Source organism: Flavobacterium sp. CHNK8 (genome assembly GCF_019774515.1).
In the GTDB taxonomy this organism is placed as follows: domain Bacteria; phylum Bacteroidota; class Bacteroidia; order Flavobacteriales; family Flavobacteriaceae; genus Flavobacterium; species Flavobacterium tiangeerense.
This window is the reverse complement of record NZ_CP081492.1, coordinates 2,009,884-2,022,396: the sequence shown is the minus strand read 5'-3', so window position 1 is coordinate 2,022,396 and position 12,513 is coordinate 2,009,884. Positions and strand designations below refer to the sequence as shown.

Genomic DNA, 12,513 nt, shown 5'->3' with positions numbered 1-12,513 from the left:
TGCTTTAAACCTGAAACTTTAAACTTGAAACAAAAACATGCTTACAATAATAGACAAATACATTCTTAAAAGATATTTAGCCACATTTGCGGTAATGTTGTTGTTGTTTATTCCAATAGGGATTGTGGTGGATGTATCTGAGAAGATTAATAAACTGCTTGAAAATAAGGTTCCTATTGTTGAAATAGCGCTTTACTATTACAATTTCACGGTTTATTTTGCCAATTCTCTTTTTCCTATATTTTTGTTTTTATCGGTGATTTGGTTTACTTCAAAACTGGCCAATGATACTGAGATTATTGCCATACTGAGTTCAGGAATCTCATTTACACGATTTTTGAGGCCTTACATTATGGGTGCTTCTATAGTATCAGTCTTTGTTTTGTTGATGGGATTTTTTGTGGTACCATCGGCTAGTGAAGGCTTCAATAATTTTAGGTACATGTACTTAAAAGGAGGCGGTAAAGAAGCCATGAGAGGCGATAACACCGATGTGTACAGGCAAATAAATGATACCGATTTTATTTATGTAAACAGTTTTAATACTGATACTAAGACGGCTTTTAGTTTTTCGCTAGAGCGTTTTAAAAACGATAAACTGGTACATAAAATTACAGCCAGTAGAATTACTTGGAACCCAAAAGACAGTACCTACACTTTGTTTGACTATGCAAAAAGAACAGTAGGCCCACTAAATGATGTTATTGTTAAACTCCCAGAAAAGAAGGCTGTTTTTGATTTTGACTTAGAGGATTTAACGCCAGTTGTGTATATAGCAGAGACCTTAAGTTTAGGTAAATTAAATGCATTTATTGACAAAGAACGCGAGCGGGGTTCTTCAAACATAAATGTATATCTCGTAGTTTTATATAAAAAGTATAGTGTACCCATTTCAGCATTTATTTTAACCATTATTGCAGTCGCTGTTTCATCCATGAAACGAAGAGGCGGAATGGGAACCAATCTAGCCATAGGAATTGCACTTGCTTTTTCATTTGTATTTTTTGATAAAATCTTTGGGGTACTAGCAGAAAAGTCCAGTATTCCGCCATTACTAGCCGTATGGTTACCCAATATTGTTTTTGGAATTTTAGCCATTTATTTACTACGAAATGCAAAACGATAATTTAAAAAGTTATTTAAACCTCCATTTAATTGTTTTTATATGGGGTTTTACCGCCATTTTGGGCGCTTTGATTACTATATCTGCTGATGCATTGGTATGGTTCAGGATGTTATTTGCAGGCATTTTTATAGCCGCTTTTTTAGTGTTTTCAAAAAAATCTTTTAAAGTTCCGGTAAAATCTTTATTGAAGTTAATGTTTGTTGGATTGTTAATCGCATTGCATTGGATCTTTTTCTTTAAAGCCATTCATGTCTCAAATGTGTCTATAACATTATCGGTGTTTTCATTAGGTGCTTTTTTTGCATCCATATTGGAGCCCTTGTTTTATGGCAGAAAAGTTTTGTGGTATGAAGTTTTTTTTGGACTCATCATCATTGCCGGGTTAGCCTTAATAATGCAAGTAGAAATCAACTATCTTGATGGGATGTTGTATGCATTGGTATCTATATTACTAGGAGTTTTATTTACCTTGATGAACGGTAAATTAATCGCTAATCACGATCCTTCGGTTATTTCTTTTTATGAGTTTGTAGCGGGAGTTGGATTTATATCTGCCTACTTTTTCATACAAGGAAAGTTTACAGCCGCTTTTTTTGAAATGACAGTAAACAACTGGATTCTAATATTAATACTTGCCTCAGTGTGTACCGCTTATGCTTTTACCGCCTCGGTCAAAGTAATGCAAAAACTCACACCTTATACCGTTATGCTTACCACAAATTTAGAGCCTGTTTACGGGATAATCTTGGCTTATTTTATTTTGGGTGGCAAAGAAAAAATGAGTTTTGAGTTTTACATTGGTGCCATAATAATTGTCATTACTGTGATTCTTAACGGAGTGATCAAACACTACCAGAAATCCAAAACGACATAGCTTTTGGCACGGTTTAGGAATCAAAATTTTTCACATAAATACTAAATTTACCTTTTTGAACGATTTAAAATTTTATATTTGCTGTTCGAAATAAAAACAAAAACGCAAAAATCCTATGGAATATTTAGATTTTGAGCTTCCAATAAAAGAACTTGAAGATCAATTGGACAAATGTCTTATTATTGGTGAAGAATCAGATGTTGATGTAACGAATACTTGCAAACAAATCAGCAAGAAACTAGAAGAGACAAAAAAGAATATTTATAAAAACTTAACGGCTTGGCAACGTGTTCAGCTTTCTAGACACCCAAATAGGCCTTATGTTTTAGAGCATATTACGAATCTTACCAAAGGTACTTTTTTGGAACTTTTTGGGGATAGAGGCTTTAAGGACGACAAAGCAATGATAGGTGGTCTTGGACAAATTAATGGACAATCGTTTATGTTTGTTGGTCAACAAAAAGGGATCAATACTAAAATGCGTCAGTTTCGTAATTTCGGGATGGCAAATCCAGAAGGATATAGAAAAGCATTGCGCTTGATGAAAATGGCCGAGAAATTTGGTATTCCAGTGGTAACACTTATTGATACTCCAGGAGCTTATCCAGGTCTTGAGGCTGAAGAGCGCGGACAAGGAGAAGCTATTGCGAGAAACATTTTTGAGATGATTAACTTGAAAGTGCCAATTATTACTATTATTGTAGGTGAAGGTGCATCAGGTGGAGCATTAGGAATAGGAGTAGGGGACAAGGTATACATGATGGAAAATACATGGTACTCTGTTATTTCGCCAGAATCTTGTTCGTCTATTTTATGGAAAAGTTGGGAGTACAAAGAACAAGCCGCCGATGCTTTGAAACTGACTTCAGCTGATATGAAAAGGCAAAAATTAGTTGATGATATCATACCAGAACCGCTAGGAGGAGCTCATTATGATAAAGAAACTACCTTTAAAACAGTAGAGCAGTATATCTTAAAAGGCTATAACGAACTGAAAGACTTATCAACAGCTGATCTTATAGCTCAGAGAATGGAGAAATACAGTAAAATGGGAGAGTTTAAAGAATAAAATCTTACAAATTTATAGTTCATCCGTCTCGTACTAAAACCTAGGTCGAGACGGATTTTTTTTGGGTTATGAACAAAAAATAGTTAGTTATCAACATTTATTTGTAACAACTCATCGCTGATTTTTTTTTAATTTATGTTACTTTCGCCTTATGGAAAATTTCAGAAATATTAATCCTGTAAAGGTTGATAAAAGCACAATAATAAGCTTAGAAAAAGGAAAATTGCAGCCTCAAGTACTTGAACTAGAGGAAGCTGTTCTAGGCGCAATGATGATTGATAAAAAAGGGGTTGATGATGTAATTGATATTTTGCAACCAGATGCTTTTTACAAAGAAGCACACAAACATATTTTTGAAGCCATCGTTCAATTGTTTACTGAGACACAACCTATAGATTTATTGACGGTATCGGCTCAGCTGAAGAAAAACGCAAAACTAGAGTTGGCAGGTGGCGATTTCTATTTAATTCAGCTTACGCAAAAGATATCCTCATCAGCGCATATTGAATTCCACTCTAGAATTATACTTCAAAAATTCATTCAGCGAAGTTTAATTCGGATTTCAACTGAAATTATTGAGGATTCTTATGATGAAACTACAGATGTTTTTGATTTATTAGACAGAGCCGAATCGAAGCTTTATGAAGTTACTCAAGGAAACATAAAACGAAGTTCAGAAACAGCACAAAGTCTTGTACTGCAAGCCAAAAAACGTATTGAAGAAATTGCAGGTCAAGAGGGATTAAGTGGTGTAGCAACTGGTTTTGATAAGCTAGACAAAATTACATCAGGATGGCAACCAAGTGATTTAATTATTATTGCTGCAAGACCAGCCATGGGAAAAACAGCATTTGTATTATCTATGGCTAGAAACATGGCTATTGATTTTAAAATGCCGGTTGCCTTATTTTCTTTAGAGATGGCATCGGTGCAATTAATTACACGTTTAATTTCATCCGAGACTGGATTATCATCTGAAAAACTGCGTACAGGTAAATTAGAAAAACACGAGTGGGAGCAATTAAGTACCAAAGTTAAAAATTTAGAAAAAGCACCTCTTTTTATTGATGATACTCCATCCTTATCTATTTTTGATTTACGTGCCAAGGCAAGACGTTTGGTTTCCCAACATGGTATCCGTATTATAATTGTTGATTATTTGCAGTTAATGACTGCAGGAGGTAGTGGTAAAGGAGGCGGAAACAGAGAGCAAGAAATATCTACTATTTCCCGAAATTTAAAAGCATTGGCTAAGGAGTTGAATGTGCCCGTTATTGCACTTTCTCAACTTTCGCGTGCGGTAGAAACGCGTGGTTCTAGTAAACGTCCGTTACTGTCTGATTTACGTGAATCTGGAGCTATTGAGCAGGATGCTGATATTGTATCCTTCTTGTACCGTCCGGAGTATTATAAAATAGACGAATGGGATGATGACGAAGCTTCGCCAACCACAGGTCAAGCCGAAATCATGATTGCAAAACACCGTAATGGTAGTATAGAAAACGTACGATTAAAGTTTATAGGACACTTAGGTAAATTTGACAACTTAGAGGATTATAGCGGCGGTTATGATGATTTGCCTTCTAGTATGAACCAAGATGACAATCCTTTTATTACAAAAAATTTACCATCGGCAAATGAAGCTTTTGGAAGTAATTTTAATGATGATGAAGATGATAGTGATGTGCCCTTTTAAAAGCATATCTTGATAATCTAAAAAATGCCCTCGAATGAATATTTTTTGAGGGCATTTTTTTTGGTGAAATTATCATTGTATTATTAATGAAATTATAATGTTCTTTTTTGAAAAAAATTAAATATCTTAGCTTCGCTTATTTAGTAAACTAAGTACTATAAACTAACCAATAAAAATATAACAATGATCAACGAAAACTTATCCGATCCTATTGAAGTTTCATTACAAACTGCTGAAAAGTGGACCAAAGCTTACAGGGGTAATCAAGAACTTGAAGATGCAAACAAGAAAGTAAATGCTTTTTTAATTCCAAGAGAAAGTCTAGAGGCGGTATTAGCCTTAAAAACAGATGCTGTGCGTGCCTATATTGGTATTAATGATAAAAAAGAAAAAACACTTTTGTTTGTAGGAGCAAATAAGGATGAAAAGGGCATTTATAGAGATGTTTTTGGAACTTCTCAAGTAGAAAAAGATGGAAACCTAGGTGAAGAAAGTGTTGTTTATGATTTTTCTAGACCTTGCCCTCCAAACGGTGACCCAGATAGCCCACTGCAAAATTAATAAACGTGTATTTGATTTTTGTTTACATAGGATATTTTCTATTAATACTAAATTTTATTTTATACTGGAATGGTTTTTCTAAACATGGAAAAACCTTTCAGTATCTTGTTTGTTATCTTACAGTTTTAGTGATTGTACAGGTAATTATGGAAATTTTAGTGTTACAAAGTAAAAATAACTTGTTCCTAGTTCATGCTTATTTTATCGGACAGTTTTTGTGTTTGGGATTTTTTTATAAAACATTAATGAAGACAAAAACACAAGTTGCTATAATACAATACAGTATGATAGCAGGTTGTGTACTACTTATTTTTGATTATGCACTCTATCCTGAACAATTTTTTAAATTTAATTTACTTGAAATTGCTCTTACCTCATTACTTGTTGTTTTGTATGCTGTAATGCATTTGTACAACATGTTGTTAGAACATAAGCAATATTACTTTCTAACTATAGGAATAATCACTTATTTATTAGCTAGTACCGTTCTTTTTTTTGTAGGAAACATAACAACTGGACTAAGTGATGAATTTAAATTATTGACTTGGAATGTAAATTCATTTTTAATAATTCTTTTTCAATTGCTTATTTTCGTTGAATGGAAAAAAAGTTTTTCTAAAAAAGCATTAAGAATTTATAATGGAAGAAAGTCAAATGTATGAAAAAGAGATTGTTGCGGTAATATTGTATACTTCTCTATTTTTTATACTACTAGCTGTAGGTTTAATCGTTTTTTTTTATTTTTCTCGTAAACGTATTATTGAAAAAGAATTAGAAAAAAAAGATTTAGAAATTCAATTTAAACAAGATCAAATTCAAGCCGTAATTTTAACGCAAGAAGAAGAACGAAAAAGAATTGCTCAGGATTTGCATGATGACATAAGTTCAAAATTGAATGTGGTGGCCTTAAACAGTCATTTGTTAAACAGTCCTAATTTGTCTGTGAACGAAGTTCAGGAAATAACGCAAAATATAATTGATTTAACAGGCAAAGCATTAGACAGCTCCAGAAAAATTGCACACGCGTTGCTACCGCCTGTTTTAGAAAAATTTGGTTTACACGCAGGAGTCGAAGAACTGTGTTTAGAGTATAGCAATTCAAAGGCTGTAATGGTAAATTATAGCTGTAGAACTGAATTCAACATAGCAGAAAATGATCGTCATTTACATGTGTTCAGGATTTTACAGGAACTAATGAATAATTCATTGCGCCATGGAAAAGCAACAAAAATTGCTATTCTTTTTGAGGAAATTGATAATAAAAAGCAATGCACGTATTCAGATAATGGCATAGGTTTTCTAATGCATAATTCCGAAAACATGAAAGGTTTAGGAATGAAAAATATTGAAAGCCGAATTGCTTTTTTAAAAGGTACTATCGATATAATATCAGCACCAAATGAGGGAGTTATAATTATTTTTAATTTTGAATGATGAAAAATAGCATAAAAATTATTATAGTTGATGATGAAATACTTTTTAGAAAAGGAATTTCATTTTTATTGGATAGAGAAAATAATATTGATGTAATTTATGAAGCTTCAAGTGGTGGAGAACTTTTGGCTTTTCTTGAAAGCAATCATGACAATCATCCTGATATTATCATAATGGATTTGAAAATGCAGGGTATAAATGGTGTAGAGGCTACAAAAATAATTCATACCGTTTATCCTAATATAAAAATTATTGCTTTAACAAGTTACAATACAAAATCCTTTATATTAAACATGATTGCTGTAGGAGCAGTGGCTTATCTAGTAAAAAATTCTACTCCACAAGAACTATTGGTTACTATTAATGAAGTCGCCGAGAGAGGATATTATTATACGGATTACATTATGAAGGTAATTCAAGAGGATATTTCAACAGTAAAGAAACCTAAATGTTTATTAGATTCTAATTTTTTGACAACTAGGGAAATTCAAGTATTAAAACTTATTTGTGATCAAAAAAGTAGTACTGAAATTGCAGACGCTTTGTTTATAAGTCCGAGAACTGTTGAAGGACATAGAAATAATCTACTTTTGAAAACAGAATCAAGAAATATTGCAGGTTTAGTATTATTTGCAATTCAAAACGAAATCATGGCTATTGATTAGAACAATCTAAAAAGTTAAAAATGTACAGAGATTTTAAAGTAATTATTTTGTTATTGACAATTATTGAAATAAAGGGGCTTGTTGAAGTTTTTGACTAATAAAAAGTTTCATAGTTTCCTCTAATTGCTCGTTTAATAACTCACTATCATAATAATTGAAAATAGTTTTTTTTAATGTAATACTTTGAATTACAAAATGAATCCTATAATCCATTTCTTGTATAGACATCTTTTTTACAAACTTAGAGTGAAAAGGATTCACAAAATAACTAAAACCCAAACGCATTGTTGATTTTTTTAAAATTCCAAACTCAATATCATTCAAAGAAATTTCAGTATGGGCAATTCGTATTCTTTTTAAGTTATACCTACTGTTCAAGTCAATATTTTCTTTTTTCATGATTAAAAAGTAAGCGTAATAAATATTGATCCAGAATGTTTTTTTTAAATCATCTGTATTTAAGTTTTTTTCTAATTTATCAGCACGAGTGAAATAAAGCTGTCGTCTTAATGAGGTTGTATCCCCATTTGATTGCGCTACAGATAAAATTTTAGCTGATAAAGTGGTGTAATAATTTTTCAAGGTTATTTTATTTTAAAATTATTTTAAGAAAGGTATTGGAAACATAGTACGTAGAAAAAAATTATGAATAAGACTAATAAGCAGAGGCCTATTTTTTTTAAAATATCCAAAGGGTTCATAGGTGTATTGTTAAAGCTGTTATTCCAAGTTTCATTTTTCATGGTTCGTTTATTTAGTTATTGCAAGTTAAGTTTAAACCTATAAGTGAGTACGCGTATTAATACGTGTTTTTATTCTCTATATTTAAATTAAATAGTTAAAATTTTTAACCATGAGTATCTTAGTTACTATATTTGGTTTATAAATAAATTAAACATGCAAAAACGTTTTATTATACTTGTATTATTCTTGTTTTCTTGTACCATCAAAGCTTCTTTTCTATTGTTGCCAATGGATGAATCGGTACAAAAAAATCATTTAAAAGCATACGGAATAACGTTTTGGTGTCTAAATAAAAATTACAAAGCCAGTTGGTTGCTTAATTATAGAGGCGGTTCTTTTTTGTTACCAGACGCTGATGAAATTAGAAAAGAATGTCAGATACGGGGAGTGAGTTTTGAAATTCTTTCAGATCAAGAACAAGCCACTATTTTAATTGAGATTTCAAGTCCATCACAAAACATGGAATCGGTAGTACTTGAAAAAGCCCCAAAGATTGCAGTGTATACTCCAAAAGGGAAACAACCTTGGGATGATGCAGTAACGCTTGTATTGACCTACGCTGAAATTCCATTTACGCCCATATATGATGAAGAAGTTTTATCGGATCAATTGTTGCTTTATGATTGGTTGCATTTGCATCATGAAGATTTCACTGGACAATACGGAAAATTTTATAATGCATTTAAAAATGTTCCTTGGTATATAGAGCAAAAGAAAGAAGCTGAACTGCTTGCAACCAAATTAGGGTACACAAAAGTTTCACATCAAAAAGGAGCTGTTGCCAAAAAAATTAGAGATTTTGTTGTAGGTGGAGGTTTTATGTTTGCTATGTGTTCTGCTACAGATAGTTTTGATATTGCATTGGCAGCAGATGGAGTTGATATTTGCGAGGCTATGTTTGATGGTGACGCTAGCGAAGGCAATTATCAAACCAAGATGAATTACAGCAGTTCATTTGCTTTTAAAGATTTTACATTAGAACGAAAACCAGAGGTATATGAATTCTCGGATATTGATATGACGCCTAAACGCAGAATACCACCAGATAAAGATTATTTCACACTCATGGACTTTTCGGCAAAATGGGATCCCATTCCTAGTATGTTATGCCAGAATCATACCCAGTTAATCAAGGGATTTATGGGACAAACGACAGCTTATGATGCAGGGTTGATAAAATCTAATGTTTTAGTCATGGGAAGCTGTGAGTTAAATGCAGAAGCTAGGTACATTCATGGTCAAAAAGGAAAAGGAATGTTTACCTTTTACGGAGGTCATGATCCTGAGGATTTTCAGCACCAAGTGGGTGATCCACCTACTGTTTTGGATTTGCATCCCAATTCTCCCGGATACCGCCTGATATTGAACAACGTATTGTTTCCGGCTGCCAAAAAGAAAAAATTGAAAACGTAAATCGTATTGAAAACAAAAAACCAGTCTTATGAACTGGTTTTCTGTTTTTTTAGCCCTGATGGAAGTGGCATCTCCCGATTTTAAAAAACAAGGCTTTTTGCCGTAGTTTTTTAAGCGGGAATATAACGGACAGCAGGAATAGCTCCAAGAAAAAAAACTAAAACGTCTCTTTTTCGTTTTCTTTGTCAAGGTATTCTTGAACTATTTCGATGGCATTAGTTACTACATCACTCAATGCGGTGATAAAACTGCCTTCTTCGGCGCAATTGATAGCGTGTTTTATGGCTTCAGTTTCTTTTGGAATAATTTCGTAAGTAACATCTTTACCTGAGGTTTTAATACCTTCAAGAATTAAATTGATAATTTCTTCTTCGGTTCTTCCTCTTAAAAACTTTTCTTGTCTTATGATAATGTGATCAAACATGCGTGCTGCAATGTGGGCACATTCTCTAATATCCTCATCTCTACGATCTCCTACGCCTGCTATAATTCCTATTTTTTTGGATGCAGTTACGCTTTCCAAATAATCAGCAACTCCTTTATATCCAGATGCATTGTGTGCAAAATCAATAAGAACTTTGAATTTTTTAAACTCGAAAATATTCATACGTCCAGGTGTTTGCGCTGCACTGGGAATAAAAGTTTTTAAAGATTGACTAATATCACCTGTTTTAAATCCCCATAAATAACTTGCTAGTGTTGCAGCAAGAACATTGGCAATCATGAATTTAGCTTTTCCTCCTAATGTTAGAGGGACTAGTGTGGCTTTTTCCACTCTTATTTTCCATTCCCCTTTTTTTATGGTTATAAAACCATTTTCATAAACGGCTACAGTTTTTCCTTCTGCGCATTGTTTTTTTATGAATTCGCTATCTTCATTTAAACTAAAGTATGCTACATTGCACTGGAGTTCGCTTGCAATTTTAATGCAATGTTCATCATCACCGTTTAATACTGCCCAACCATTCTTTTTAACACTTCTTACCACAGTTGCTTTTACTCTGGCAAGATCACTCAGGGTGTGAATGTCACTTAAACCCAAGTGGTCTTCTTGAATATTTGTTATAATACCAATATCGCAACGGCTAAATCCTAGTCCAGATCTCAGGATTCCACCACGTGCTGTTTCTAGGACTGCAAATTCTACTGTTGGGTCTCTTAGGATATACTCGGCGCTTAATGGTCCTGTTGTATCACCTTTTTCCATCATGTGGTTTTGTACATAAATACCATCTGATGTTGTAAAACCGACTTTGAAACCATTATTTTTAACAATATGTGCTAGGAGTCGGGTAGTGGTCGTTTTACCATTTGTTCCTGTCACCGCAATAATAGGAATTCTACATGATTTTCCGGGAGGATAGAGCATATCAATTACTGGAGCGGCAACGTTTCTTGGCAATCCTTCTGAGGGAGCCAAATGCATTCTAAAACCTGGTGCTGCATTAACCTCTAGAATGACTCCGCCATTTTCTTTTAAAGGTTGTGTTAAATTCTCGGCCATGATGTCAACTCCGCATACATCAAGTCCTATTACTCTAGAGATACGCTCTGCTAGAAAAATATTTTCAGGATGCATCATATCAGTCACATCAACTGATGTGCCTCCAGTACTTAAATTTGCAGTTGATTTTAAAAATACCGTTTCACCATTGTTAGGAATGGTTTCAAGTGTGTAGTTTAGTTTTTCTAGTAAATCTTCGGTATCACGATCAACATCAATTTGAGTTAATACATTTTCATGACCATAGCCTCTCCTTGGATCTAAGTTAGTCGTATCTATTAATTGCTGTATGGTATCAACGCCATTACCTACAACATGAGCAGGAACTCTTTTTGCTGCTGCTACTAGTTTGTTATCAATTACAAGAACTCTAAAATCAAAACCTGTAATGAATTTTTCTACAATCACTCGTTTGCCATAGGTTTGAGCAAATACAAGTCCTGATAGTGCATCTTCCCAATTGGTTACGTTTATAGAAGCACCTTTTCCGTGGTTTCCTCCCAATGGTTTAAGCACAATAGGATAGCCTATCTTTTTGATCACATCGGCTAAGCTTTCTTCATCAACACAAATACTTCCGCTGGCTACAGGAATAGAAGCATTCTCTAGCATTTTTTTAGTTTGTTCTTTGTTGCAAGCGATATCAACTGCTATACTACTTGTTTTACAGGTAATTGTAGCTTGAAAGCGCATTTGATTTATGCCATATCCTAATTGTACTAATGAGTTAGTTCCAAGACGTATCCATGGAATATCACGCGAAACGGCCTCATCTACTATACTCCCTGTACTTGGTCCTAACCGAACTCGTTCTCTAATTTCACGCATTTTTTGCAAGTCGGCATCAATATCATATTCCTTACCCGCAATTAAGGCTTCGGCAATTGCCACCGACGCTTCGGCAGCAAATAAACCTACATTTTCTTCAGTGTAACTAAAAACAACATTGTAAGTTCCTGGAGTTTTAGTTTCTCTGGTTCTACCAAAACCAGTTTCCATACCTGCTAAAGTTTGAATTTCGAGCGCAATGTGTTCAATTACATGTCCCATCCATGTACCTCGATCTACCCTTGAGAAAAATCCACCTCTACAACCTTCAGAGCATCGGTGTTCTATCATGCTGGGCAACATAGCTTCTATTCTTTCCCTAAAACCTTCGATTTTATTGGTAGGAAATTGTTCCATTTCCTCCAAATCCAATCGCATTTGGATTAATTTTTTTCTTTGAATACTCCAAATATTCGGTCCACGTAGGGCTTGTATTTTAATAATTTTCATAAAAGCAAAATGATTTTTTTAGGTGAAAGCCAAACAGATGTTTTTATTCTAGAATTTGAGTTTTGAAATATTTTTCAAAAACAATGTATTAGAAATTAAAATAAAAGCAAGGATTTTACTAATGTAGCCATTTTTGATTTGAAATAAAA

11 protein-coding genes are annotated in these 12,513 nt (G+C 33.5%); 9 read left to right on the top strand and 2 right to left on the bottom strand.

What is annotated here, in order from left to right:
* The first annotated feature begins 37 nt into the window (after window positions 1-37).
* From K5V07_RS08550 to K5V07_RS08515, 8 genes are all read left to right on the top strand, one after another.
* Entirely contained in the window at window positions 38-1,126 is a 1,089-nt protein-coding gene (locus K5V07_RS08550) for an LptF/LptG family permease (RefSeq protein WP_221917130.1), read from the top strand.
* Window positions 1,113-2,000 (top strand): DMT family transporter, encoded by an 888-nt coding sequence (locus tag K5V07_RS08545; RefSeq protein ID WP_221917129.1) that lies wholly within the window; start codon window positions 1,113-1,115, stop codon window positions 1,998-2,000. Before K5V07_RS08550 ends, K5V07_RS08545 begins: the two co-directional genes overlap by 14 nt.
* A 115-nt stretch (window positions 2,001-2,115) precedes the next feature.
* A complete protein-coding gene (locus K5V07_RS08540; RefSeq protein WP_144894222.1) occupies window positions 2,116-3,069 on the top strand; it encodes an acetyl-CoA carboxylase carboxyltransferase subunit alpha in 954 nt (317 codons plus the stop codon).
* 151 nt (window positions 3,070-3,220) lie between these two features.
* Window positions 3,221-4,765, top strand: coding sequence for a replicative DNA helicase (gene dnaB, locus K5V07_RS08535; protein WP_086453927.1), 1,545 nt, complete (start codon window positions 3,221-3,223; stop codon window positions 4,763-4,765).
* Window positions 4,766-4,948: 183 nt separating this feature from the next.
* Entirely contained in the window at window positions 4,949-5,326 is a 378-nt protein-coding gene (locus tag K5V07_RS08530; RefSeq protein WP_221917128.1) for a hypothetical protein, read from the top strand.
* Between the two features lie 245 nt (window positions 5,327-5,571).
* Window positions 5,572-5,988, top strand: coding sequence for a hypothetical protein (locus tag K5V07_RS08525; RefSeq protein WP_255577861.1), 417 nt, complete (start codon window positions 5,572-5,574; stop codon window positions 5,986-5,988).
* Window positions 5,966-6,760, top strand: coding sequence for a sensor histidine kinase (locus K5V07_RS08520; RefSeq protein ID WP_221917126.1), 795 nt, complete (start codon window positions 5,966-5,968; stop codon window positions 6,758-6,760). Before K5V07_RS08525 ends, K5V07_RS08520 begins: the two co-directional genes overlap by 23 nt.
* On the top strand, window positions 6,760-7,425 hold the full coding sequence (locus tag K5V07_RS08515; RefSeq protein WP_221917125.1) for a response regulator transcription factor: 666 nt from the start codon (window positions 6,760-6,762) through the stop codon (window positions 7,423-7,425). Before K5V07_RS08520 ends, K5V07_RS08515 begins: the two co-directional genes overlap by 1 nt.
* A gap of 60 nt (window positions 7,426-7,485) precedes the next feature.
* Here the strand turns inward: K5V07_RS08515 and K5V07_RS08510 are convergent, their stop codons facing one another.
* Window positions 7,486-8,007, bottom strand: coding sequence for a DUF547 domain-containing protein (locus K5V07_RS08510; protein ID WP_158634597.1), 522 nt, complete (start codon window positions 8,005-8,007; stop codon window positions 7,486-7,488).
* 315 nt (window positions 8,008-8,322) lie between these two features.
* Here K5V07_RS08510 and K5V07_RS08505 point away from each other — a divergent pair, with 315 nt between their 5' ends.
* Window positions 8,323-9,582, top strand: a complete 1,260-nt coding sequence (locus K5V07_RS08505) for an asparagine synthetase B (protein ID WP_221917124.1) — start codon at window positions 8,323-8,325, stop codon at window positions 9,580-9,582.
* A gap of 157 nt (window positions 9,583-9,739) precedes the next feature.
* On the opposite strand, the gene cphA is transcribed toward K5V07_RS08505, so the two are convergent.
* On the bottom strand, window positions 9,740-12,364 hold the full coding sequence (gene cphA, locus K5V07_RS08500) for a cyanophycin synthetase (RefSeq protein WP_221917123.1): 2,625 nt from the start codon (window positions 12,362-12,364) through the stop codon (window positions 9,740-9,742).
* Window positions 12,365-12,513 lie beyond the last annotated feature (149 nt).